Origin of the sequence: Arthrobacter sp. SLBN-100 (assembly GCF_006715305.1) — a bacterium.
GTDB lineage: Bacteria > Actinomycetota > Actinomycetes > Actinomycetales > Micrococcaceae > Arthrobacter.
In genome coordinates, this window is the sequence record NZ_VFMY01000001.1 from 3,842,998 (window position 1) to 3,867,934 (window position 24,937).

At 66.0% G+C, this 24,937-nt stretch carries 21 protein-coding genes and 2 riboswitches; of the genes, 14 read left to right on the plus strand and 7 right to left on the minus strand.

Annotated elements, in window-relative coordinates; all coding sequences use genetic code 11:
* Positions 1-70: 70 nt before the first annotated feature.
* The 3 genes from FBY31_RS17750 to FBY31_RS17760 are packed head-to-tail and all read right to left on the minus strand — an operon-like array spanning position 71 to position 3,719.
* Positions 71-1,633 carry an APC family permease gene (locus tag FBY31_RS17750; protein WP_142043720.1) on the minus strand — a complete coding sequence of 521 codons (1,563 nt, stop codon included), beginning with the start codon at positions 1,631-1,633 and terminating at the stop codon, positions 71-73.
* Complete coding sequence (locus tag FBY31_RS17755) at positions 1,630-2,670, minus strand: agmatine deiminase family protein (RefSeq protein ID WP_142043722.1); 1,041 nt, start codon at positions 2,668-2,670, stop codon at positions 1,630-1,632. Before FBY31_RS17755 ends, FBY31_RS17750 begins: the two co-directional genes overlap by 4 nt.
* Positions 2,667-3,719 carry a nitrilase-related carbon-nitrogen hydrolase gene (locus FBY31_RS17760; protein WP_142043725.1) on the minus strand — a complete coding sequence of 351 codons (1,053 nt, stop codon included), beginning with the start codon at positions 3,717-3,719 and terminating at the stop codon, positions 2,667-2,669. The genes FBY31_RS17755 and FBY31_RS17760 overlap by 4 nt, the downstream gene beginning before the upstream one ends.
* Before the next feature lie 213 nt (positions 3,720-3,932).
* On the opposite strand from FBY31_RS17760, the gene FBY31_RS17765 reads away from it, so the two are divergent.
* Positions 3,933-4,412 carry a Dps family protein gene (locus tag FBY31_RS17765; protein WP_142043727.1) on the plus strand — a complete coding sequence of 160 codons (480 nt, stop codon included), beginning with the start codon at positions 3,933-3,935 and terminating at the stop codon, positions 4,410-4,412.
* Between the two features lie 103 nt (positions 4,413-4,515).
* On the opposite strand, the gene FBY31_RS17770 is transcribed toward FBY31_RS17765, so the two are convergent.
* Entirely contained in the window at positions 4,516-6,096 is a 1,581-nt protein-coding gene (locus tag FBY31_RS17770) for an MFS transporter (protein WP_142043729.1), read from the minus strand.
* A 66-nt stretch (positions 6,097-6,162) separates the two neighbouring features.
* Between FBY31_RS17770 and FBY31_RS17775 the strand changes: the two genes are divergently transcribed.
* The 5 genes from FBY31_RS17775 (at position 6,163) to FBY31_RS17795 (ending at position 13,629) form a co-directional block, all read left to right on the plus strand.
* Positions 6,163-6,702, plus strand: coding sequence for a TetR/AcrR family transcriptional regulator (locus tag FBY31_RS17775; protein ID WP_142043731.1), 540 nt, complete (start codon positions 6,163-6,165; stop codon positions 6,700-6,702).
* Between the two features lie 92 nt (positions 6,703-6,794).
* Positions 6,795-6,893: riboswitch (glycine riboswitch) on the plus strand.
* Position 6,894: 1 nt separating this feature from the next.
* Positions 6,895-7,033: riboswitch (glycine riboswitch) on the plus strand.
* Positions 7,034-7,071: 38 nt separating this feature from the next.
* Positions 7,072-10,041 carry an aminomethyl-transferring glycine dehydrogenase gene (gene gcvP / locus FBY31_RS17780; RefSeq protein WP_235013109.1) on the plus strand — a complete coding sequence of 990 codons (2,970 nt, stop codon included), beginning with the start codon at positions 7,072-7,074 and terminating at the stop codon, positions 10,039-10,041.
* A gap of 4 nt (positions 10,042-10,045) precedes the next feature.
* Entirely contained in the window at positions 10,046-11,191 is a 1,146-nt protein-coding gene (gene gcvT / locus FBY31_RS17785; RefSeq protein WP_142043733.1) for a glycine cleavage system aminomethyltransferase GcvT, read from the plus strand.
* 570 nt (positions 11,192-11,761) lie between these two features.
* Positions 11,762-12,145 (plus strand): glycine cleavage system protein GcvH, encoded by a 384-nt coding sequence (gcvH, locus tag FBY31_RS17790; RefSeq protein ID WP_142043735.1) that lies wholly within the window; start codon positions 11,762-11,764, stop codon positions 12,143-12,145.
* Between the two features lie 56 nt (positions 12,146-12,201).
* Positions 12,202-13,629 carry an L-serine ammonia-lyase gene (locus FBY31_RS17795; protein WP_142043737.1) on the plus strand — a complete coding sequence of 476 codons (1,428 nt, stop codon included), beginning with the start codon at positions 12,202-12,204 and terminating at the stop codon, positions 13,627-13,629.
* Between the two features lie 31 nt (positions 13,630-13,660).
* Here the strand turns inward: FBY31_RS17795 and FBY31_RS17800 are convergent, their stop codons facing one another.
* On the minus strand, positions 13,661-14,206 hold the full coding sequence (locus tag FBY31_RS17800; RefSeq protein ID WP_142043739.1) for a TspO/MBR family protein: 546 nt from the start codon (positions 14,204-14,206) through the stop codon (positions 13,661-13,663).
* 126 nt (positions 14,207-14,332) lie between these two features.
* Here FBY31_RS17800 and FBY31_RS17805 point away from each other — a divergent pair, with 126 nt between their 5' ends.
* From FBY31_RS17805 to FBY31_RS17815, 3 genes are all read left to right on the plus strand, one after another.
* Complete coding sequence (locus FBY31_RS17805) at positions 14,333-15,466, plus strand: lipid II:glycine glycyltransferase FemX (protein WP_142043741.1); 1,134 nt, start codon at positions 14,333-14,335, stop codon at positions 15,464-15,466.
* 126 nt (positions 15,467-15,592) lie between these two features.
* Entirely contained in the window at positions 15,593-16,909 is a 1,317-nt protein-coding gene (locus FBY31_RS17810; protein WP_142043743.1) for a peptidoglycan bridge formation glycyltransferase FemA/FemB family protein, read from the plus strand.
* Positions 16,910-16,946: 37 nt separating this feature from the next.
* Positions 16,947-18,434: a threonine/serine ThrE exporter family protein gene (locus tag FBY31_RS17815; RefSeq protein WP_142043745.1), complete on the plus strand. Its 1,488-nt coding sequence runs from the start codon at positions 16,947-16,949 to the stop codon at positions 18,432-18,434.
* A 29-nt stretch (positions 18,435-18,463) separates the two neighbouring features.
* On the opposite strand, the gene FBY31_RS17820 is transcribed toward FBY31_RS17815, so the two are convergent.
* A complete protein-coding gene (locus tag FBY31_RS17820) occupies positions 18,464-19,303 on the minus strand; it encodes a siderophore-interacting protein (RefSeq protein ID WP_142043747.1) in 840 nt (279 codons plus the stop codon).
* 14 nt (positions 19,304-19,317) lie between these two features.
* On the minus strand, positions 19,318-20,088 hold the full coding sequence (locus tag FBY31_RS17825) for a uracil-DNA glycosylase (RefSeq protein ID WP_235013110.1): 771 nt from the start codon (positions 20,086-20,088) through the stop codon (positions 19,318-19,320).
* 126 nt (positions 20,089-20,214) lie between these two features.
* Between FBY31_RS17825 and FBY31_RS17830 the strand changes: the two genes are divergently transcribed.
* The 5 genes from FBY31_RS17830 (at position 20,215) to groL (ending at position 24,892) form a co-directional block, all read left to right on the plus strand.
* Entirely contained in the window at positions 20,215-20,544 is a 330-nt protein-coding gene (locus FBY31_RS17830) for a DUF3263 domain-containing protein (protein WP_142043751.1), read from the plus strand.
* Positions 20,545-20,595: 51 nt separating this feature from the next.
* Positions 20,596-21,252, plus strand: a complete 657-nt coding sequence (locus FBY31_RS17835) for a LytR C-terminal domain-containing protein (protein WP_142043753.1) — start codon at positions 20,596-20,598, stop codon at positions 21,250-21,252.
* Positions 21,253-21,456: 204 nt separating this feature from the next.
* Positions 21,457-21,663, plus strand: coding sequence for a cold-shock protein (locus tag FBY31_RS17840; RefSeq protein ID WP_091417924.1), 207 nt, complete (start codon positions 21,457-21,459; stop codon positions 21,661-21,663).
* Positions 21,660-22,940 carry an ABC transporter substrate-binding protein gene (locus FBY31_RS17845; RefSeq protein WP_235013111.1) on the plus strand — a complete coding sequence of 427 codons (1,281 nt, stop codon included), beginning with the start codon at positions 21,660-21,662 and terminating at the stop codon, positions 22,938-22,940. Before FBY31_RS17840 ends, FBY31_RS17845 begins: the two co-directional genes overlap by 4 nt.
* 323 nt (positions 22,941-23,263) lie before the next feature.
* Entirely contained in the window at positions 23,264-24,892 is a 1,629-nt protein-coding gene (gene groL / locus FBY31_RS17850) for a chaperonin GroEL (RefSeq protein WP_142043756.1), read from the plus strand.
* Positions 24,893-24,937 lie beyond the last annotated feature (45 nt).

The following is a 24,937-nucleotide window of genomic DNA, read 5'->3' on the forward strand; positions in this document are numbered from 1 at the left end:
AGGTGCCGCACCCCGCATGATCCGGGATGCGGCACCTTTTTGTGTGCTTGTTTGTGTGCTTGCGGGAACCTTACTCCGGGACCACCAGGGCCGGGGTGTCCTGCTTCAGGGTCTCGCCGCGGAAGAACCCGGGCCGAAGCCGGGCCATCACCAGCATGAACACCGCGCCGAGCGCCAGGATGCCCACCCCGAGGACGAAGACCAGGCCCACCCCGAACACTTCCGAGCCGCTGCCGAATTCGGGAGCCCAGCTGTCCACGGCGGTCTGCAGGAACACCACGAACAGGCCCACCCCGCCCACCACCGGGCATACCAGCCGGAGCATGAAGTGGCGCATGCTGTTGAACAGGCTGTGGCGGAAGTACCAGGCGCAGGCGATGGCCGTCAGCCCGTAGTAGAAGCAGATCATCAGCCCCAGCGCCAGGATGGTGTCGTTCAGGACATTTTCGCTGAGCACGTGCATTACTGCGTAGAACCCCGCGGACAGGACACCGGCCGCGATGGTGGCGTAGCCCGGCGTCGCAAAACGCTTGCTCACCCGGCTGAAAGGTTCCGGCAGCGCCCCGTAGTGGGCCATGGCGAGCAAGCTGCGCGAGGGCGACATAAAGGTGGACTGCAGCGAGGCGGCGGAGCTGGACAGCACGGCCAGGGACATCAGGATGGCGAACGGGCCCATGATGGGGGACGCCAGGGCGGTGAAGATGTTCTCGTGGATCTCCGTGTTGTTCAGGCCGTTACCGGTATCCCCGACACCGGCGAACATCATGGTGGCGATGCTGACCAGCAGGTAGATCGCCAGGACGATGAGGGCAGTCAGGGTTCCTGCGAGGCCGGCCGTCTTTTTGCCGTTGGCGGTTTCCTCGTTGACGGTCAAGCAAACGTCCCAGCCCCAGTACACAAAGATGGACAGCGAAATCCCGGCAGCCACTTGGCCGAACGTCTCGATTTTGGTGACGTCAAACCACTCCCAGCTGAACGGGATGGCCGTCTCGGACGTGGACCAGTTGGCGAACGCCATCCCCACGAACAGGCCAAGCACCAGCAGCTGGAACCCCACCAGGCCGTACTGCACCAGTTTGGTGGTGTGCAGGCCGCGGTAGCTGACCCACACGGCAAGGGCCACGAACACAAAGCAGGTGAGCACGTTCAGTGGTTTGTTGGCCGCGAGGTCAGCCAGTTCGGCCGAACCGGTGAGCTGGGAGAGGAAGAGGTAGAAGAAGTCGACGGCGACCCCCGCCAGGTTGGACAGGACGATGATGTTGGCTGCGAGGAGGCCCCATCCGCCCATCCAGCCCACCCAGGGGCCGAACGCTTTGGTGACCCAGGTGAAGGTGGTGCCGCTGTCCGGGGAATCGGCGTTGAGCTCCCGGTAGGCCAGGGACACCAGGATCATCGGGATGAACCCGATGAGGAAAATGACCGGCAGCTGCAGCCCGGCTTCGTTGACGGTGGGGCCCAGGGCGCTGGTGAGCGTGTACGCGGGGGCGATGGTGGAGATGCCAAGGACGACGACGGCGAGGAGCCCCAGCTGCCCGCCCTTCAGGCCCTTGGGGGTAATGGCGTGGGCGGTGCCGGGGGCATGCTGTCCGGCGCCGCCTGCGGCGGGGGTACCGGTGCGGATGGTTTCTGTCATGACACCACTTTCTGGGAGGCAGCGGGCTGCTGTTGGGTAATGCAGTGGATCCCCCCGCCGCGGGCAAAAAGCTCGCGTGCGTCGACGGCGACAATACGCCGTCCGGGGTAGGCCTCTGCCAGGATCTGGAGGGCCTTGTCGTCCTGGGGGTCGTTGAAGCTGCAGGCGATGACCCCGCCGTTGACCGCCACGTGGTTGATGTAGCTGTAGTCCACAAAGCCCTCGTCGTCCCGCAGGGTTTCGGGTGCGGGGACTTCGATGATCTTCCACTGCCGGCCGGCGGCGTCAGTGGTGCCCCGGAGGTAGTCGATGATTTCCCGGGAGACCTCGAAGTCGGGGTGTTCCGGGTTTTCCTGGGAATGGACAAGGAGCGTCCCGGGGGAGGGGATGGCGGCCACAATGTCCACGTGGCCACGGGTGCCGAACCGCTCCGAGTCCCTGCTGAGGCCGCGCGGCAGCCACACCACGTGGGTGGCGCCGATGGTGCGGGACAATTCCTGCTCGACGTCGGCCCGGCTGAGGCCGGGATTGCGTCCGAGATCCAGCTGCACGGTTTCCGTCACGAGCACCGTTCCCTGGCCGTCCACCTGGATGCCGCCGCCCTCGTTGACCAGTGCCGATACGATATGCCGGGCTCCGGAGCGGCCTGCCACTTCGCCGGCGATCAGGGAATCCTTGTCCCATTGCGCCCAGTCCTGCGCGCCCCAGCCGTTGAACACCCAGTCCACGGCACCGAGCTGCCCGTCGCCGTCCAGGACGAAGGTGGGGCCGATGTCACGCATCCAGGCGTCGTTCAGCGGGGCCGCAAGCACCTCGACGTCAGTGTGCAGGTAGGCGGCGGCCGTTTCGACGTCGTCGGGGTCCACCACTATGGTGACCGGCTGGAACTCGACGGCGGCGTTCGCCACCGCAGCCCAGGTGGACCGGGCGGCATGGGCGGCTTCAGCCGATGTGCCGAGGGTGTAACCGCCGGCGGGGAAAGCCATCCAGAGCCGCTCCTGGCGGGCAGTTTCGGCAGGCATCCGCCACATGCTCATGCGGTCACTTCCCAACCGGTGATTGAGCTTGTCGAAATCCCCGCCGCTTCGCCTCCGAGCGGCTGGTCACTGCGGACGGGCTCGGTGAGGCGGGCGTAGGTGTCCGGACGGCGCGTGGCCAGGAAAGGGAACAGGGTCAGCCAGTCCTTCCTCTGGTCCAGGTCCAGGTCAGCCACCAGGACCCCGGAGGCGTCGCGGGGCGCCTGGGCCAGGATCCGGCCATAGGGATCTGAGATGAAGGACGAGCCGTAGAAGTTCAAGGCACCTTCGCTGCCCCAGCGGTTCGGGGCGATCATAAAGAGGCCGTTGGCGATGCCGTTGCCCACGATGACCTGCTGCCACAGCGGCTGGGTGTCGAAGTCCGGGTGGTCGGGTTCGGAACCGATGGCGGTGGGGTACACCAGGATCTCCGCCCCGCCCAGGGAGTACAGCCGCGCTACCTCGGGGAACCATTCGTCCCAGCACGTGGGCATCCCCAGCCGGGCGCCGCCAAGTTCGGCGGGAGCGTGGACCTCGTAGGCGTCAGCGGCTGCCGGTCCCTGGCGGAAGAACTTGTCCTCGTAATATCCGGCGGTGACGGGGATGTGGAGCTTGTGCGTCCGCGCCAGGAGCTCGCCCTCGGGTGAGACCAGGATGGCGGTGTTCAGCCCCAGGCCGTCGTCCTTGCCGTCCGGGTCCTCGGCACGCTGGTACAAGGATGCATGCACGGATACCCCGTGGCGGCGCGCTGCTTCGGCAGCGAAGCGGAAGGTGGGGCCGGCCAGCAGGTCTTCGGCGGTGTCCGAGGGCCGGGTGCGGGTGGGTCCCTCGGAAGGGTCGTTATGCGGGCGGGTGTCTGCCGGGTAGCGCGAAAGCGTCAACTCGGGCAGGAAGACCACGGAGGCCCCGAGCCCGGCGGCCCGGCCGATGCCCTCGTTCAGTTCGGCCTCCACGGCGGCGCTGTCTGCTTGCCAGCGGTGCTGGACCACGCCGACGCGCAGGGCCGGCCGGCCGGACGGCGTTGTCCGGGCCAGGGAAGCGGGTGCGCCGAGGCAGGAAATTTCAATCATGTTTGCTACTCCAGTGAGACGACGGTCACTAAATGAATGACGTTCATTTAGTATGGGGTGCGGCGCGCCCGTATGCAAGGGGAAATATGAATCACGTTCGTTTATGTCGGCCGCCCGAGGTTAGTAAGCTCACTGAGAAATTGCTGAATGCCCCCCTGTTGCCGGATGAAGGGCTGGTAGCGTCGGGATTACTGGACAAATCGAGGAGGATGCATGAAAGCTTCACCGACACTGACCAACAACCTGCAGGCTGTGCTCGCGGACCTGATCGAACTGCACATCCAGGGCAAGCAGGCCCACTGGAACATCGTGGGAACCAACTTCCGCGACCTTCACCTGCAGTTGGATGAGATCGTGGACGCCGCCCGCCAGTTTGCCGATGATGCTGCCGAGCGGATGCGGGCACTGCACGCCCTGCCGGACGGGCGCAGCTCCACCGTGGCTGAATCCACAAGCCTCGCTCCTTTTCCTGCGGGCCTCATCAGCACCAAGGACGCAATCGAACGCATTGTTGCCGCCCTTGAAGCTGCCGCGGGCACCATGAGGAAGGTCCATGACGAAGTGGACGAGGAGGATCCCACCACCGCGGACCTCCTGCACGAGTTCATTGCCAAACTCGAGCAGTTCGCATGGATGGTGAACGCCGAGACCATGAAGGCCTCTGCCAGCGTCACTGCCCCTGACGCGAAGTAGCCCGTCCCGGCACACACAAAGTATTCAGCGCCCGGCGCCGGACTCCCTGTCCGGCGCCGGGCGCTGCTTTTTACCCGCCAGCATGCCAGCGGGATGTTTGCCCCTATTCGGCCTTGGGCACTTTCCGGAGGACGACGGCGGCAAGTACTGCCGCCGTCGCCATCAGTACCAGCCCGATCGCCGCAGTGACATGCACGCCCGAGTCGAAGGCGGCGCCGGCGGCCTGCCGGACGGCGTCGGCCAGTGGAGCAGGCAATCCGGCCGCCAGTTCCATGGCTCCGGCGAGGGTCTGGCCGGCACGTGCAGCACTCCCGCCGCTGGCGGCCCCCGGGAGGCCGGCGGGAAGCTGCAGGTTGTGCTGGTAGGAGGCCGTCAGGATCGAGCCCAGCACGGCGGTGCCGAGCAAGGCGCCTACCTCGTACCCTGTCTCCGAGATGGCCGAGGCCGCGCCGGATTTTTCCGCCGGAACGCTGCCAAGGATGAGGTCGTTGGAGATAGTCTCCGCGGTCCCCACGCCCAGCGCCAGGACCAGCAGGGCCGCGAGCAGAAGCCCCGACCCGTTGAAAGGGCTGCCGAAGGTCACCAGGCTGTACCCCGCGGCGCTCAGGCCCAGTCCGGCTGCCACCACGAAGCCGGGCCGGATCTTGCGGACCAGGGGCACCACCGCGAGGCCCGCCGTCACGGTAGCCACCAGCGCCGGAATCATGGCCATTCCTGCGGCCGAAGGGGACATGCCTTCGAGCAGCTGCAGGTGCTGGGCCAGGAAGAGGATAAAGCCGTTGAAGGAGAACAGGGCAAGGATGTTCGCCGTGATGGCCATGCTGAACACCGGGTTCCGGAACAGGGACATGTCCAGCAAGGGGCTGCTCAGCCGCTGTTGCCGGCGAACGAAGGCTGCGCCCATGGCCAGGCCGAAGGCTATGCTTCCCAGGGTCAAGGGGCCCGTGCCTTCGGTGGCGTATTCCTTGATGCCGTACACCACTGGCACCATGGTCAGCAGTGAGAGCAGGATGCTCGCCCCGTCCACCTTTCCCGGCGTAGGGTCCCGGGACTCCGGGATGAACGCCGGGCCGAAGGCCAGCAGGGGCAGCATGATGGGCACCGCCACCAGGAGGACTGCTCCCCACCAGAAGCGTTCCACCAGACAGCCGCCGAAGATCGGACCCAGGGCAGCTCCGCCGGAGAACCCGGCGGCCCAGATGGCGATGGCCAGCCGACGTCGGTTGGGATCCGGGAAGATGTTGCGGATCAGGGACAGTGTGGAGGGCATCAGCATCGCCCCGAAGAAGCCCAGGGAGGCGCGGCCCGCTATCAGCCAGCCGGCGCTGGGGGCGAAGGCCGTTGCGGCTGATACTGCGGCGAAGCCGATGCTGCCGACGATCAGCAGCCGGCGCCGTCCGATCCGGTCTCCCAGGCTCCCCATGGCAACGAGCAGTCCCGCCAGCACCAGAGGGTAGGCGTCCACGATCCACAGAAGTTCCACGCCCGAGGTGCCTAAGGCTCCGGCAATCGCGGGCAGTGCAAATGTCAGGGCTGTGTTGTCGACGGCGACGAGGAGGACCGGGAACATCAGCAGTCCCAGGGCGAGCCAGTCGCGCCAAGTGCCCGGGGCTGGAGCGGATGGCCGGGCCGCCGGGGCCTTCAGCGGGGTTCGGTCCTGTTGCGGGGTGGAGGAAGCGGTCATCCGTGAACTGTACCGTCCAGACGGTTCAGTTAAGAAATGGAATCCGGACCATGCATGATTGGAACCATGGCCAGAAAACCCGTCGCGCGAGATGCAGTCCTCGATGCCTTTGAAGAACTCCTGATCGACGTGGGGGAGCGCGCCGCCACCCTGGACGCGGTGGCGAAACGGGCAGGCGTCTCCAAGGGCGGGCTGCTGTACCACTTCCCCAACAAGGAGGCGCTGATCGCGGCAACCCTCGAGCGGCTGGACCGCCTGGCGGGGGAGGACCTTGCTGACATGGCGGCGGCGCCCGAAGGTGCGGCGGCCTATTTCATCCGGTCATCGCTCTGGTCCGACACCCCTATGGACAGGTCCTTCGTGGCTGCCACGCGCCTCGCTGAAGTGGCCCACGAGGAGGCCCGCCGACGCTTCGCCGCAATCCAGCAACAGTGGCTGGAGCTCATCGGCAAGGATGTTGGCCCGGGAATGGCAAAAGCCGTGCTTTACATGGGGGACGGGCTGTACTTCAACGCCATGTGGGAGAGCGGGCCGTCCGGAAAGGCCGGCAACCGGCAGGCGGAAGTGGACCAACTCCTGGCCGCCGTCGAGCGGCTCAGGGGTTAGCTGCCATTTGCTCCACAGCAGGCGGCATAGGAGAATTGGTCTATGTGCGGGCCGCCTCCGGGCGCGCCCGGACAACCCAAATGAATAGCCTTTGATCTGCGGCGGGAGAGTTCTGCCAGAAGGTACAAGCAGGCGCCGTAGGAGCAATACCTCCCCAGGAATCTCACAGGCCCATGTACCGCCGCGGCGAGGCACCTCTGGAAAGCAGCACGCTGTCCGCCCCCGTATCCGGTCCCGGATACTTGGACTGCTGTGCTCACCGACGGTGCAAGCGGGGCTTGCGCAAGCAGGCACCGCGGAAACTCTCAGGTCCAGTTACAGAGCGGGGAGGACCCGAATCGATGCGGCGTACCCTGCGCCGCCTTAGTTATGGAGTTCCTCGTGACTGTATCTCCGGCCTCCGCCATCCCAGCCTCCGCCATCCCGGCCACCGCCTCCCCAGCCTCCGCTCCAGCCGCCACTGCTCCGGCTGCCACCTTTGTTGACCGGCACATCGGCGCCCGCCGCCAGGCCGACGTCGACACCATGCTCAAGGCCGTGGGCTACGACACCGTGGACGCACTGGTTGACACCGCCGTGCCCAAGGACATCCGCCAGGATTCTGCACTGGAACTGGACGGCGCCCTGAGCGAGGTGGAAGCGCTCGCTGAACTGCGCCGGCTGGCCGCGAAGAACAAGACCGCGGTGCAGATGATTGGCCAGGGCTACTACGACACCGTGACGCCGCCGGTGATCCGCCGCAACATCCTTGAGGGTCCGGCCTGGTACACCGCCTACACGCCCTACCAGCCCGAGATTTCCCAAGGCCGGCTCGAGGCGCTGCTGAACTTCCAGACCATGGTCCAGGACCTCGTGGGGCTGCCCATCGCCAACGCCTCCCTGCTGGACGAAGCCACCGCGGTGGCCGAGGCCGTGCTGATGATGCGCAGGGCCAACAAGAACAAGGATGCCCGGGACGGCAAGACGGTGCTGGACTCCGATTGCCTGCCGCAGACCATCGCCATCGTGAAGGGCCGCGCTGAGGCGCTGGGCTTCGAGGTCGAGGTGGCGGACCTGTCCAAGGGCCTTCCTGACGGCGTCATCAACGGTGTGGTCCTGCAGCAGCCCGGCGCCTCCGGCCGGGTCTTTGACCACAGCGCCGTCATCGCCGACACCAAGGAACGCGGCGCCCTGGTCACAGTGGCGGCGGACCTGCTGGCCCTCACCCTCATCACGCCTCCCGGCGAGCAGGGGGCGGACATCGCCGTGGGGTCGGCGCAGCGCTTCGGCGTGCCGCTGTTCTACGGCGGCCCGCACGCGGCCTACATGGCGGTGCAGAAAGGCCTGGAGCGGTCCATGCCCGGCCGCCTGGTGGGTGTCTCCAAGGACTCCGCGGGAGTACCTGCCTACCGCCTTGCCCTGCAGACCCGCGAGCAGCACATCCGCCGCGAGAAGGCCACCTCGAACATCTGCACCGCCCAGGCGCTGCTGGCCATCGTGGCGTCAATGTACGCGGTGTACCACGGTCCCGAGGGCCTGAAGGCTATCGCCCGGGCTGCCCACGCCCACGCGAAGAACCTTGCCGCCTCGCTTAAGGCGGCCGGTTTCGACGTGCTGCACACCAGTTTCTTCGACACCGTCACGGTCTCCGTTCCGGGCAAGGCCGCCGGCATCGTCGCTGCCGCCGAGGCCAAGGGCATCAACCTGCGGAGCATCGATGGGGACACGGTGGGCTTCTCCACCGACGAAACCACGACGCCGGCAGTCGTCGACGGCGTCCTGGGCGCCTTTGGTGCCGGCCTGGCTGACGCGGCTGCCGGCACTGACACTGCCTTTGCCCTGGATGCCGCCGTCGAACGTTCCTCCGACTTCCTGCAGCACCCGGTGTTCAACACCTACCGGTCTGAGACGCAGCTGCTGCGCTACATCCGGAAGCTCAGCGACCGGGACCTGGCCCTGGACCGCACCATGATCCCGCTGGGTTCCTGCACCATGAAGCTGAACGCCACAGCCGAAATGGAGGCCATCTCCTGGCCCGAGTTCGCGTCCATCCACCCGTTCGCACCCGACTCCCAGACCGAAGGCTGGCGCGAGCTGATCGCGGACCTGGAAGCCCAGCTGACCGAGATCACCGGGTACGACCAGGTGTCCATCCAGCCCAACGCCGGGTCCCAGGGCGAACTCGCGGGCCTGCTGGCCATCCGTGGTTACCACCACTCCCGGGGCGATCAGCAGCGCAACGTCTGCCTCATCCCGGCTTCGGCGCACGGCACCAACGCCGCCTCCGCCGTCCTCGCCGGCATGAAGGTTGTTGTGGTGGCCACGGCGCCGGACGGCACCATCGACCATGCCGACCTGTACGCCAAGATCGAGGCCCACAGGGACGCCCTGTCCTGCATCATGATCACCTATCCGTCCACGCACGGCGTGTACGACGCTGACGTCCGCGAAGTCTGCGACGCCATCCACGCCGCAGGCGGCCAGGTCTACATTGACGGCGCCAACCTCAACGCCCTGGTCGGCCTGGCCCAGCCGGGCAAGTTCGGCGGCGACGTGTCCCACCTGAACCTGCACAAGACGTTCTGCATCCCGCACGGCGGCGGCGGACCCGGTGTCGGCCCGGTTGCTGCGAAGGCGCATTTGGCACCCTTTATGCCCGGCAACGCGGCCACCTGGATCGAAGGCGACGACGTCCCGATCTCTGCCTCCAAGTACGGTTCCGCCGGCGTTCTGCCGATTTCCTGGGCCTACGTGAAGCTCATGGGCGGACAGGGACTCACCGAAGCAACCAAGTCCGCGCTGCTCGCCGCGAACTACATCGCCGCCCGCCTGAACGACTTCTTCCCGGTCCTGTACACGGGAGAAGGCGGCCTGGTGGCACACGAGTGCATCCTGGACCTGCGCGAGCTGACCGCCAAGACGGGTGTCACCGCCGAGGATGTGGCCAAGCGCCTCATCGACTACGGTTTCCACGCCCCCACCCTGGCGTTCCCCGTTGCGGGCACCCTGATGGTGGAACCCACCGAGTCTGAAGACCTCGGCGAGATCGACCGCTTCATTGAGGCCATGATTTCCATCCGCGCCGAGATCGACCAAGTGGCCCACGGTGAGTTCTCCGTGACCGACAGCCCGCTGCGCAACGCACCCCACACGGCAGCCGCCGCAATCTCCTCCGACTGGAACCGCGCCTACCCGCGCGAGCAGGCGGTGTTCCCGGTGAAGTCGCTCCGGCAGGACAAGTACTTCCCGCCGGTGGGCCGCATCGACGGCGCGGCCGGCGACCGGAACCTGATCTGCTCCTGCCCGCCGCTTTCCGAGTTCGAGGTTTCGACGAGCTCAACCACCGGCTCGGAAGGCTGATCGCATGACCGAGAACACCGCTCTTTACGAGGAACACAAGAAGCTGGGTGCCTCCTTTACCGACTTCGGCGGCTGGCAGATGCCCCTGAAGTACAGCTCGGAGCTCGCCGAGCACCACGCCGTCCGCAAGAGTGCCGGGCTGTTCGACCTCTCCCACATGGGCGAGGTCTGGGTGACAGGGCCGGACGCCCCTGCGTTCCTGGACTACGCCCTGGCGGGAAAGATTTCCGCCATGCCGGTGGGCAAGGCCAAGTACTCGCTGATCTGCAACGAGGCCGGCGGCATCATCGACGACCTCATCGTGTACCGCCGGCCCGCAGCTGCCGACGGCACCGATGTTTTCCTTGTGGTCCCCAACGCAGGCAACGCGGGAGTGGTGGCCGCTGCCCTGGCCGAGCGGGCTGCAGGATTCGATGCCGAAGTCAATGACGCCTCCGCGGCCACATCCTTGATCGCGGTCCAGGGCCCCAAGGCGCAGGAACTGCTGCTCCGGCTGGTCCCTGCCGACAAGCACAGCCTGGTGACCGGCCTGAAGTACTACGCCGCCGTAGAGGTTCCGATCCTCGTTGGAGGTACCGGCGTGGACCTGCTGCTCGCCCGCACCGGCTACACCGGCGAGGACGGGTTTGAGATCTTCGTGTCCAACGACGACGCCCCCGGCCTTTGGCGGGCGCTCGTCGCCATCGCAGACGACGGGGAGCTGACGCCCGCCGGCCTCGCCTCCCGCGACTCCCTCCGGCTCGAAGCGGGGATGCCGCTCTACGGCAACGAACTCTCCCTGCAGGGTGACCCGTTCGCAGCAGGCCTGGGACCCGTCGTCGCGCTGTCCAAGGAAGGCGACTTCGTCGGCAAGGCCGCACTGGCGGCCAAAAAGGAAGCCGGCGCCGGCAGCACCACCGGGCGCAGGCTCGTCGGGCTCAAGGGATTGGGCCGCCGCGCCGGCCGCGCCCACTACCCGGTCCTCCTCGACGGCAACGTCGTTGGCGAAGTCACTTCGGGCCAGCCCTCACCCACCCTTGGCTACCCCGTGGCCATGGCCTACGTCGACGTCCAGTTCACCAAACCCGGGACAGCGCTGGACATCGACCTCCGCGGCAAGGCAGAGCCTTTCGAAGTGGTCGACCTCCCGTTCTACAAGCGCGCCAGGTAGCAAACCCCGGTGGTTGAGCCTGTCGAAACCTAAGGGTTGCGTCCGGGCGCGCCGGACCGGACTTTTCACGCGTGCTGCTCTTTCGTCGCTTTGACGCACGCTTTCGAAAAGCCCGGCTCCGCCAGGCCCTCGAGGTTAGGGAGACGGTGGGGAGCACGCTGCCGGACGCCGCACCCGAAGGGGCCACACTCGTCACCGGGTGTCATGCTTGGGTGCTTCAGACGTGAGTGCCGAGCGCGTCGTCGCGCAGGTCACCACCCCCCCCGGTGGTTGAGCCTGTCGAAACCAAGGCCAGACTGTCACTCATCTGCGCGGATGGAGCCCGTCGAAACTGAGGGGTTGGCGCCGCCGGGCGGTGAGTGTGCTGGTCGAAGGTGGGACGCCGCAGTCTGGCGACGTGTTTGTTTTTCGGGAAACTCCCGGCCTCGCAAACTGAACCTGCTTGAGCGGCTGTGGGGATTCCGGAAGCGTGCGTCAGAGCGACGAAGGAACAGCACGCGGAGGAATCCCCACAGCCGCACCCAACCCAGCCACAGAGTTTCAGAACAACAAAGAGCAAAGGAAAAACACATGGCTAAAGTTGCCGCTGACTTGCAGTATTCCGACGAGCACGAGTGGGTGGCCCGGGAGGGTGGAAACCTGGTTTCGATCGGGATCTCCGCTGTCGCCACGGATGCGTTGGGCGACATTGTGTACGTGGACCTGCCCGAGCTGGGCGCTGCTGTGACGGCGGGAGAGACTTGTGGCGAGGTTGAGTCCACGAAGTCTGTTTCTGATTTGTACTCGCCCGTGACGGGTGAGGTGGTGGAGATCAATACTGGAGTTGTGGATGATCCCGCCCTGATCAACAACGATCCGTACGGAGCCGGCTGGCTCTTTAAGGTAGCTGCCGAGTCCGAAGGACCCCTGCTGTCCGCGCAGGAGTACGCGTCCAAAAACGGCGGGGACCTGTAGAACTTTTCCTGTCGGTCCGGCAAGCTCAACCACCCCTTCTTAGTGAGGAACTGACCATGGCTGTTGGTGTCTTTGATCTCTTTTCCATCGGGATCGGGCCTTCGAGCTCGCACACCGTAGGGCCGATGCGGGCTGCCGCTGTCTTCGCCGAGGAGCTGAAGTCCACCGGAGCCCTGGACCGTGTGGCGTCGCTGCGGGTGGACCTCTATGGTTCGCTCGCGGCGACCGGTCACGGGCACGGCACCATGACCGCCATCCTGCTTGGGCTGGAGGGTTTCCATCCGGAGCTGATCCTGCCGGACGAGGTGGAGGAACGGCTGGCCGCGATCGCCGAGACTGGCATGTTGCAGCTCGCCGGCGCCGTGCCGCTGCCTTATGGGGTGAAGGACATGGTGCTGCGGCCACTGACCATCCTGCCCAGGCACACCAACGGCATGACCTTTACCATCTTTGATGCGGAGGACGAGATCCTCCATACGGCTACGTTCTTCTCGGTGGGCGGCGGCTTCATCGTCCGCGAGGGCGAGGAAGACGCGGCACAGCAGCAGCTGGAGGAGTCCAAGAAGGAGCTGCCGCTGCCCTTCCGCACTGCCGCGGAACTCCTCGAGCACTGCCGGGAAACCGGCCTGGGCATCAGCGACGTGATGCGGGTCAATGAGGAGGACAGCCGCACTGCTGAGGAGATCCGCGAAGGCCTGCTGCACATCTGGTCGGTTATGGAGGACTGCGTGGCCACGAGCCTGAAGCGCGAAGGCGTGCTGCCCGGGGGACTGAAGGTCCGCCGTCGTGCCCCTGATTGGTACGACCGGCTGAAAAAGGAAAGTTCTCGGCCGGACAGTGAAGGCCAGGACCAGGACTTCTACGACCAGAAGTATTGGCAGGAGTGGGTTAACTTGATCGCCCTGGCGGTCAATGAGGAGAACGCCTCTGGCGGCCGGGTGGTCACCGCCCCCACGAACGGCGCGGCCGGGATCATCCCGGCGGTGCTGTTCTACGCGCTGCACTTCGCGCCGGGGATGGAGAACGCCCCACAGGAGGACCGCGACGACGTGGTGGTGAAGTTCCTGCTCGCCGCTGGCGCTGTGGGGGTGCTCTACAAGGAGCAGGCGTCCATTTCAGGGGCTGAGGTGGGCTGCCAGGGCGAGGTGGGGTCGGCGTCGTCCATGGCGGCGGCAGGCCTGGCCGAGGTGATGGGCGGAACCCCTGCCCAGGTGGAGAACGCGGCCGAGATCGCGATGGAGCACAACCTGGGCTTGACGTGTGACCCGATCGGCGGGCTGGTGCAGGTGCCGTGTATTGAACGGAACGCGATCGCCGCGGCGAAGGCGATCAACGCCGCGAAGATGGCCCTCTGGGGCGACGGCTCGCACCGCGTCTCGCTCGACGAAGTGATTGTGACCATGCGCGAGACCGGCAAGGACATGAGCTCCAAATACAAGGAAACGGCCATGGGCGGCCTCGCCGTCAACGTCGCTGTGTGTTAACGGCGGCCTCCAGGCTGTGTGACGGGCCCCATCAGTTGTTGAGGGCTGCCCACCAGTTCAGCGTTGCGGCGAACACCAGCCAGGACACGTAGGGCAGGAGAAGCAGGCCTGCCGTGCGGCTTATGGGTCCGAAGGACAGCACGGTCACCGCGACGGCGGCGATGAGGGCGAGGATGATGGCCAGCGCCAACCAAAGGGCAGCTCCGCCGATGGCGGGATAAAGCCCGAAGAATACCGGTGTCCAGGCAAGGTTCAGGGCGAGCTGGATTCCATAAACCTTTAAGGCACGCGGGGTTCCAGGGGCCTGCTTCCGCCAGACGAGCCAGGCTGCAACAGCCATCGCCGTGTAGAGGAAGGTCCAGACCGGGCCGAAGACAGCATTGGGCGGCGACCAAGGCGCCTTGTCCGCAGTGGCGTACCAGCCGTTCACGTTATCGAAGGTGGCGAGGGATCCGAGACCCGCCACAAGAAACGATGCAGCCAGGAAGGCAACCAACACCAGGACCTGCCTGCCGATGCCTGGGCGTTCGGCATTCTTTTGGGGGGATGATCGGGACTGTCCCGGATACGGCTGCATGCCTCAACCCTTGTCAGGACCCTTCCCGGAGTCAAGGCAACAGGCCCTTCGGCAGTAGCGGTAAGAGCGAGCAGCTCCGGCCAGCTGAAAAGCCCCGGCGCCGCCAGGCTTTAGACTTGAGGCTGCATGTCCGCACGCAGCCACGAGTACAGAACCGCGCACAACCCCCGATTGGACACGGCCCCCTTGCGAGAATTCACCGCACGTTTTGCCACCGCCGAGGAAATTGAAAACTGGGACAAGCACGTCACGGCCAACCCGAATGGCGGCAACATGCTGCAGTCCGCCGCCTACGCGTCGGTAAAGAACGGCACTGGCTGGAAGGTCCGGTTCCTGGTGCTGGAAAGCCCCGGGTCGGCCAGCTACAACCTGGTGCTGGAGAAGAAGTTCCCGATCCTGGGCCGGCTCTGGTACCTCATCAAAGGCCCTGACCTCGCAGCTGCCGGGGACCTGTTGGCGGCACTCGACGCCTGCGCGGCGTTCGTCCGGGACAGGAAGCTCAACGTCTTCACCATCAAGATCGAACCGGACATCGTGGACTCCGCCGATGCCCAGGCCCACTTGGCCGCCGCCGGCCTTGTGAAGGCATCCAACATCCAGTCCAACGACTCCACGGCGCTGCTGGACATCTCCGGCCCGGAGGAAGCCGTCTTCAAGGCAGTCTCCTCCCGGGCCCGCAACGCCATCCGCCGAGCCGAGCGGGAGGGCTGCCAGGTGCTCCGGAAAGAACCGGGCGCCGAAACCTACCGGGCGCTCTATGACCTCATGGCGGACACAGTGAACGCCAAGGGTTCCATGCCCCTGCGGAGCTACGAGTACTATGCCGCGTTCTGGGACGAGTTCTGCAACCGCGGCCAGGGCAATTTCTTCTTCGTCTACGAGGACGGCAAACCCAGCGTGGGCGCGTTCGTGATCAACTACGGAGCCAAAGCCACTTACAAGGACGGCGGTTCCATCCAGAACCGCAAACAGTACGGCGATTCGCACCTGGTCCAGTGGGCAGCCATCCGGCGGATGCAGGAACTGGGCTGCACCGAATACGACTTCTGCGGCACCCCGCCCTCCTCCCGCATCAAGGACAAGACCCACAACCTGTACGGCATGGGAATGTTCAAAACCAGCTTCACGAAAACCGTCACAGATTTTGTGGGCTGCCACGACTACATCCTTGCCCCGCTCCGCCACCGCCTCTGGGTCAATGGCGCAGAAAAGGTCTTCCGCCGGATCGAAACAGCGCGGACCGGCCAGCAGTTCTACTGAGCGCAGTCCCGGCGCAGGCTTAGCCTGCAGGCTGAACTGCCGCAGTGTGAGCCGGCGCCGCGCCCGAACACCCGTCCCTGATCCAGCGGCTGACTTGAAGGCCGCACACCCGTGTAAGGAAATCCCTTGAATCCAGTCACCACCGGCACCGATCTTGAATTTGCCATCCTCAGCGACTCAGAGTTCGAGGCCTTTGCGGTCAAGCACCCGCAGAACAGCTTCCTCCAGTCCGTTGACTTCGCCCGTTTCCAGCGCGCCCGCGGCCAGCAGGTGGAGCTCTTCGGTATCCGGCGTGAGGGCGAACTGGTGGCTGCCGGAAAACTGAACTACACCACCACCCGCCTGGGGTACACGGTGTGTGAATGCGCCAAGGGCCCCCTCATGGACTATGCGGACCTGGAACTGGTGAGCGACGTCGTCGGCCTCCTCCGCCGGCGCGCGGCCGAACGTAAAGCCGCGGAGTTCCGGATTTCCCCCAACCTTAAATACATCGCCCGCGACGCTGACGGTGCTGAACATCCGGAGCTTGAGGACAACCGCCCGCTGGTGGCACAGCTGTCGGGGCTCGGATTCCAGCACCAGGGACTCGACATGAACTTCGTCAACGTGAACTGGATGTTCGTCAAGAGCCTGGAAGGCATCAAGGACCCCGAAGAGCTCATCATGGGCACCAGCTACCGGACCCGCAAGGCCATCCGGAAAGCCGAGAAAAACGGTGTCTTCCTGGAACAGGCCACCCTGGAAACCCTCGACGACTTCTACGGCGCCCTGAGCAAGGCCGGGGAGGAAAAGGGGTTCATTTACCGCGAACGCGCCTACTACGAGCACCTGCTCCGCACCACGTCGCCGGAGTTCACCAAACTCATGATGGCCAAGATCGACATCCCGGCCTACCGGAAATCCATCACGGAGCGGCTGGCGGCGGAATCGGCCACCGCGGCCGGGCTGCGCCGCGAAGTGGAAGAGACCGGCAGCAAGAAAAAGGCCAATCGGCTCAAGGTGGTCCAGGACCTCGTGGACAGCTACGAGCGGAGCCTGAAGGACATCGAGCGCTTCCCCGACTCCGTAGGCGTCGCCACCGTGGCCGCCATCCACTTCGTCTGCTACGGGGACGAGGTGGTGTGCATAATCGGCGGCACCGTGCAGGACTACATCTACTTCAACGGCGCCACCTCCCTGTACTGGGGCATGATGCTGCACGCCCTGGAGAAGGGATACGCACGGTACAACTTCTACGGAACGTTCGGCATCTCGGGGCAGGACGAGGAAGGCCACGGCGGCTACGCGTTCAAGAAGGGCTTTGGCGGCGAAGTGGTCCAGCTAGTGGGTGACTTCGTGATGCCGGTGCGTCCCGCCGTCTTCCACGCGAACCGCCTGGCCCGGGCCGCGGTGGCCGCGGCCCGCACGGTGCTGGGCAGGCTGCCCTTGAGGCGTTCGGCCTGAAAGACTGTTCACAGCACCCTACTGGGAGGAGGCAACCATGACCGACCGGCCGGAACACCCCCGGCGCAGGCCGCACACGGACGGCCCGCCCAAGACCGAACCCCTGACCCCCTCCCAAGCGCGGCAGAACGCCGCCGCCAAAAGAATGCTGCGGCGGCTGGTGCAGGGCGAAAACCCGCCCACCGCCCCCTTGAGCATCGTGGACCGCCTGACCGGCAGCCCGTACGCCAACCCGATGATCCAGGTGGGCGGCGTTGACACCTCGGCCCGCAAGACCCTCGACTTCGTCCTGCACCTGGCCGAGACGATGTTCCGCTACGGCGCCGGTGCGCTGGAGGTGGAAACCAGCATTATCGCTGTCACTGCGGCACTGGGTCTAAAGAACATCGAAGTGGACATCACCAACCAGTCTGTCGGCATCAACTACGCTCCGAAGGACCAGACACCCATCGCGCTGCTGCGCGTGGTCCGCTCCTGGACGAACAACTACGCCGGCCTGGCAAAGGTCCACCAGCTCGTGACGGACATCGTGGCCGGCGGAGTAGGCCGCGACGAGGCAATCCGCCGGCTGGATGAGGCCATCACCAGTCCCAAGCCCTTCCCGAGGTGGCTGGTCACGGTGGCGTTCGGCACCTTCGCGGCGGTTTTTGTGGGCGTCCTGGGCGGCGGACCGGTATCTTCCGCCATCGCCTTCGTCGCCAACATCGCCATCAGCCTGCTGGCCCGCCAACTGGGCCGGTGGCGCGTGCCGGACTTCTTCATCACCGCCAGCTGTTCGTTCGTGGTGACCCAGCTGGCGCTGGTTCTCTGGCAGTTCGGGCTGACAACTTCGCCGGCCATCGTGGTGGTGGGCGGCATTCTCCTGCTCCTGCCCACAGGGCGCCTGGTCTCCTCCGTGCAGGACGCCATCAACGGCTTCCCTGTCACCGCGGCGGGGCGCTTCCTGTCCACGCTGCTGACGTTCGGCGCCATCGTGGCGGGCATCGCCGTCGCCTTTGTGGTGGGGGAGCTGACCGGGATGCAGCGCATCGACGTGACGCAGACGTTCCCGCCCGCCTACGACCTCTGGGTCCTGGTGATCTTCGTGGCGGTGGCGGTGATGGCCATCGGGGTTACGGAACAGACCAGCTGGAAGCTTCTGCTGCCCACAGCTGCCGTGGGAGTGGCGGGCTATCTCGTCCTGCTCGCTGCCAGCCAGTTGGGAATCGGCGACCGGTTCTCACCCGCCCTCGCTGCGGTGGTCATCGGCTTGCTCGCCCGTGTGGTTGCCCTGCGGATGGGGGCGCCGCAGCTTGTGGTGGCCGTGCCGGCAGCACTGATCCTGTTGCCGGGGCTGACGATCTTCCGGTCCATGTACGTGCTCACCATCGAGGAAGCCGAGATCCTCCTCGGCGCCGGCGGGATGCTCAACGCCGGCGCAATCGTCCTGGGAACAGCGGGCGGGATCGTGCTGGGTGACACCCTTGCGAGGCCGTTGACCCGGAGCCTGGCGAGCAATGAGCGCCGCCGCGCCCGGCGCCGCTGACTTTGTGGTGGCGGCTGGCCGCCGCCGGACTAGATCTGGCCGACCGGCAGCTTCTTCTCCGCCTGGAATACGTCCTCCACCCGGCCCTTCGCCCAGTAGCCCGAAAGCGAGACCTGCTTGCGGTCCAGGCCGCGCTGCTTGAAAAGGACGTCGCGCAGGGCCTTCATGTAGCCGCGCTCGCCGTGGGCGAATACGTCCACGCGGCCGTCCGGCCATTCGGCGTCCGCCACGGCCTGGACCAGGAGGTTGCTCTCGCCGGCGGGGATGCCCTTGCGGGCGAGCCAGTGGAGTTCCACGCCGGCGGGGGCCGCGATGGGCTGGACATCGGCGTCGGAATCCACCTCGATGAATGCCAGGCCGGTTGCATCCCGGGGCAGCGACTCCAGGCATGCCGCGATGGCCGGCAGCGCAGCCTCGTCGCCGGCGAAAAGGTACCAGTCCGCCTCGGGTGCGGGGTTGTAGGCACCACCCGGGCCGGTGAACGTCAGCATGTCGCCCGGCTGCGCGGTCGCCGCCCAGGGACCAGCGAGGCCTTCGTCGCCGTGCACCACGAAGTCGATGGCCAGTTCCCGCGCGGCAGCATCCACCCAGCGGATGGTGTAGGTCCGGGTGAAGGGCCACTGTTCCCGCGGCATGGTTTCCCGGATGCTCCACAGGTCCAGCGGGGAGGGGTATTCGATGCCGGGCTGGGGAAAGACAAGTTTGACGTACCGGTCCACCCAGTCGTTGTTGGTGAAGTCCGCGAAGCCGTCCCCGCCGGCAACAATCCGAACCATGTGCGGGGAGAGTTCTTCCCTGCGGACCACGGTGAGGTTGACCTGCGGACGGCTTTTTTTGGTGGCGCTGGCGGCGGCGGGCATGATGCTCATAAGGCAAGCCTAAGCTAGGGGACTGGCGGGAGCTCCCAGGTTACGTCCAGGGCACCCTGCGCGCGCAGGAGCTCGTTGACACGGCTGAAGGGGCGGGAGCCAAAGAAACCGCGGGACGCGGACAGCGGGCTGGGGTGTGCGCTCGCCACCGCGGGTGCCCCCTCCAGGAGCGGCCGGACGCCTTCCGCGTCCTTTCCCCACAGCACGGCAACGAGGGGCGCCCGTGACCCGTCCGGACGGCGCCTGTGCGCGACGGCGGTGACGGCCGCCGTCGTGATTTTCTCCCAACCTTTGCCGCGGTGGGAGCCGGCAGAGCCCGCCCGCACGGTCATGACGCGGTTCAGGAGCAGCACGCCCTGGTCAGCCCACGCGGAAAGGTCCCCGTGCACCCGGGCCGGAACCCCGAGGTCCGCTTCCAGCTCACGGTAGATGTTCGCAAGGCTCCGCGGGATGGGCCGCGTGTGCGGGTCAACGGAAAAGGACAGCCCCACCGCGTGCCCCGGCGTGGGGTAGGGGTCCTGGCCCAGGATCAGCACCTTGACGTCCGCGAGCGGATGCCGGAAGGCCCGCAGGACGTTCGACGGCGCCGGCAGGACCCCGTGCCCCGCTGCCACTTCGCCGGCAAGGAAGGTGAGCACGTGGCGAAGCTCCGCCTCCACGCCCGCCAGCGCTTCTGCCCAATCGGGGGCCATAAGCTCGTCCAGGGGAAGCCGGGCGAGCTCCGCGAAACCCCCTGCGTCTGCCGGTTCCTGCGCCAGTTCGAACAAGGCATCTGATTCAAACACCGTCCCATTCTTGCAGGGGCGCCCTTGGTAAGGGGCCGCAGCCCTTCCCGGTCCAAATGACATTGGTGTTATTCGCCCGTAACATGGGGGTCAGACATTTTTCGCAACCAGCAAAAGGAGTGTGCAGTGGCGGAACCAGCCCGGGAGCACCTGCCGGAGCAGGAACCACGGCATCCGCTCCTCGCCGATTTCGCCCTCCGTGACTCGGCGCTGAGTGAGCGGGACCAGCAGATGCTTGCCTTGGAGCGGCAGTGGTGGAAGTATGCCGGCGCCAAGGAACAGGCGATCCGGGAGCTCTTTGACCTGTCTGCGACGCACTATTACCAGCTGCTCAATGCCCTTATCGATACCGAGGATGCACTGGCCCACGATCCCATGCTGGTGAAGCGATTGCGTAGACTACGTACGTCGCGTCACCGTGCCCGTACCGCACGGCGCCTGGGATCCGACGCCTAAGACGCTCCCGCTGTGCCCTCCAGCAGCAAACCAACAAGGATGTCATCCACCATGACCAGATACGCCCGCGATGAATTCGACAAGGTCCCGGAGACTGCTTCGCGACAAGGTGTCCACCGCACGGCTTCCACCCCTGCCCGGGTACGGCTTTGGCCGATCCTTGCGGTGGGCGTGGCTGCACTGGCCATCGGACTGGTGTCGTTCCTGATCCTTCCCAAGCTCGGTCTCAACAGCGCCGGCGACCAGGCGTCCGTCAGCCAGGAGGCAGCGCCACTGGCCGGCAGCGGTTCCACGCCCCCGGCGACTCCGGATGCGTCTCCCTCCACCGAGGCAAAGCCCTCCGCTTCGGCTGAACCCGAAGCAAGCGCCGAAGCCGAAGCAAGTGCCGAAGCCGAACCGGAGCCTAGCGCATCATCCAGCGCCCCGGCAGTGATCGACAAGGCGCAGGGCGTCGCCATTTATAACGCCGCGGGGACTGCAGGACTGGCGAGCCGGGTTGGCGGCACGGTCCAGGCTGACGGCTGGACGCTGGGGCAGGTGGGTAACTGGGCCGGCTCGCCGCAGAAAACTTCCATCATCTTCTACTCGGGAGCAGGCCAGCTCGCCAGCGCCCAGGCCCTGGCGGAGCTCCTCGGCATCCCCACGCTGGTGGACAGCAGCGAATTCCAGGTGCCCCTGGTTGTGGTGCTCGGCCCCGGGTACCGGTAAACAGCAATCCCCTTTCCGGGCAAACAGCACGGCGCTGTCCCTGCATGCCGTACCGGCTGTTACGCCTGAATAACTATTGCTGGCTGTCCCGGAGCCATCCCGCCCCGCCGGCACGCAGTTGGCTAGAGTGATTTTCAGGTTCGGTCGGGCCAGCCGGCAGACAGCGGCGTGGGCGCCCGGACACAAGGGAAAGAGTGGTCGGACATGGCACTGGGAACCGTCAAATGGTTCAACGCGGAAAAGGGCTACGGCTTCATCACCGTCGACGGCACGGGTGATGACATCTTTGTCCACTGGTCCGCAATCCAAGGCGAGGGCTACCGGGCCCTCGATGAAGGCCAGCGCGTGGAGCTCGAAGTTGGCGAAGGCGAGAAGGGCCCGCAGGCCGAAAGCGTACGGCCGGCCGAGTGAACAACGCTTTCCTGCGTCCCGCGGACATCCGCCGGACGGTCCTGGCAGCTGCTGCCTGCTCTACCCTGGCTTTGACAGCCTGTGCCGGTGCCGCCGGCAATGCGCGGGTGGAACCGGTGGAGGCGTCCGGAGACGGCATCCTGAGGGTGGGGCTGATCCTGGACAGCACCGGCGACAACGCCTTCCTGAACGCACCGCAACTGGCCGCTGCCAAGCTCGCCGTGCAGGAGATCAACGCCTCCGGCGGCCATAAAGGCAAGCCGGTGGAGCTCCTTCCCGCCGAATCCGGACAGGATTCCGCCGGGCAGGCCCAGGCACTCGTCGCCGCTAAGGCTGACGTTGTTATCGGCCCCACCGATTCCAGCCACGCCGCCGCTGCCATCGACATCCTCTCCCGCGCGCGGACTCCGCTGATCTCCCCCGCCAACACAGCCGCCGGGCTCAGCACCGCCAACAGCGGCGGCTATTACTTCCGGACCGCGGCCGCCGACGTCGCGCAGGGCCCCGTCCTCGTGAAGCTTGCCAAGGACGCCGGCGCCACCACAGTGGCGGTGATGTACCAGGAAGGCTCGTACGGAGCGGCCGTGTCAGCCGCCGTCGCCACCTCTGCCGGGCAGGGCGGCATGGAAGTGGCCGTCACCGCCGGCTTCACACCAGGCGAGGCGGGCAGCGCCGCTGCTGCCGTCGACAAGGCAAACTGGGACGCCGTTATTGTCATCGCCCGGGATGGTGTGCAGGGCGCCCTGGCCGAACTGGGCAATGCCGGGGTGGACGGAAAACGTATCATCCTCAGCGACGGCGCCTTCGCCCGCTACGGCGCCCGCCTGCCAGCCAGGTCCCTCGCCGGCGCCCGCACGCTGGTTGCCGGGCAGCTTCCCGATGCTGACTTCCAAGCCAGGCTGCTCACGGTGGATCCGGGCCTGAAGGACGTATCGTTCGCCGCCGAGGCCTATGACGCCATGACCGTTGCTGCCTTGGCTGCAGCCCGCGCCCAGGATGACGCGGGCCGGTCCATCGCCGCCAACCTGATCGCTGTATCCGGGGGAACGGTGGAAGGATCCGCCGGGACACCGCCAGCTGAACCCTGCCTCACCTACAAGGACTGCCGGGCAGGGCTGATGAGTCGCCCCGATATTAATTACGACGGCGAATCAGGCCCGGTTGCCTTCGACGCCAACGGGGACATCACCACCGCCACCTTCACCGTCTACACCTATGGGGCTGACAACAACCCTGCGCCCAGCGGCCGGGAGACTGCCGGCCGCGCTGCAGGCTGACGCGGCGGGGCTGGTTTCCCGCTGGTCGGCCGCGCCGGTGGGTGGCTTCGCCCTCGGCTAAACAGGTGACCGTCCGGCTTCTTTCGCTTGCACTCTAACCTGTGGAGTGCTAATTATTGAGTTAGCACTCTGACGTACCGACTGCTAAGCAAAGCTGGTTCCGGCCCGCGGCGCGCTGCACCGGTCGAGGAGCGAAGAAACACCTAACTGGAGTGAGATCCGCACCCGGAGGCATACAGAGGCCAACGGCGAAGGATCGTCCGTCGCGGGCACTGCAGCGAAGGTTCATTCTTAACGACTGTCCCGAAAGGACTACTGCCGTTATGGCCAAGATCATTGCATTTGATGAAGAGGCACGCCGCGGCCTTGAGCGGGGCCTGAACATCCTCGCCGACGCCGTTAAGGTCACCCTCGGCCCGCGTGGACGCAACGTCGTCCTCGAAAAGAAGTGGGGCGCCCCCACGATCACCAACGATGGTGTTTCCATCGCCAAGGAGATCGAGCTGGACGATCCTTACGAGAAGATCGGCGCCGAGCTGGTCAAGGAAGTTGCCAAGAAGACGGACGACGTCGCTGGCGACGGTACCACTACGGCAACCGTGCTGGCACAGGCACTGGTGAAGGAAGGCCTGCGCAACGTTGCTGCCGGCGCCGACCCGCTGTCCCTCAAGCGCGGCATCGAGAAGGCTGTTGAAGCCGTCACCGCCGAGCTGCTGAACTCCGCCAAGGAAATCGAAACCAAGGAAGAGATCGCCGCTACGGCATCCATCTCCGCCGGTGACAACGAAATTGGTGCCCTCATTGCCGAAGCCCTGGACAAGGTCGGCAAGGAAGGCGTCATCACGGTCGAGGAGTCCAACACCTTCGGCCTGGAGCTTGAGCTCACCGAAGGCATGCGCTTCGACAAGGGCTACATCTCCGCCTACTTCGTCACCGACGCCGAGCGCCAGGAAACGGTCCTCGAGGATCCGTACATCCTGATCGTCAACTCCAAGATCTCCAACGTCAAGGAACTGGTTGCTGTCCTCGAGAAGGTCATGCAGTCCAACAAGCCGCTGCTGATCATCGCCGAGGACATCGAGGGCGAGGCCCTGGCCACCCTGATCGTCAACAAGATCCGCGGCACCTTCAAGTCCGTGGCCGTCAAGGCCCCGGGCTTCGGTGACCGCCGCAAGGCACAGCTCGCCGACATCGCCGTCCTCACCGGCGGCCAGGTCATCTCCGAGGAAGTTGGCCTCAAGCTGGAAAACGCCGGCCTGGAGCTCCTGGGCAAGGCACGCAAGGTTGTTGTCACCAAGGACGAGACCACCATCGTCGAAGGTGCAGGCGACGCCGACCAGATCGCCGGCCGTGTGGCACAGATCCGCGCCGAGATCGAGAACTCCGATTCGGACTACGACCGCGAGAAGCTGCAGGAGCGCCTGGCCAAGCTGGCCGGCGGCGTTGCAGTCATCAAGGCCGGTGCCGCAACCGAGGTTGAGCTCAAGGAGCGCAAGCACCGCATCGAAGACGCAGTGCGCAACGCCAAGGCTGCTGTTGAAGAAGGCATCGTCGCCGGTGGCGGCGTGGCCCTCATCCAGGCCGGTGCCAAGGCCTTCGCCAACCTGCAGCTCTCCGGCGACGAAGCAACCGGTGCCAACATCGTCCGCGTTGCCATCGACGCCCCGCTGAAGCAGATCGCCTTCAACGCCGGCCTGGAGCCGGGCGTTGTGGTTGACAAGGTCCGCGGCCTGCCCGCAGGCCACGGCCTGAACGCCGCAACCGGCGAATACGTCGACCTGCTGGCTGCCGGTGTGAACGACCCCGTCAAGGTGACCCGCTCTGCCCTGCAGAACGCGGCCTCCATTGCCGGTCTGTTCCTCACCACCGAGGCAGTCGTGGCTGACAAGCCCGAGAAGAACCCTGCCCCGGTTGGCGGCGGCGACGACATGGGCGGCATGGGCGGCTTCTAAGCCCTCCCTGCCGGGCCTGTCCCGCGAATCCAGAAAAGCGGCCCC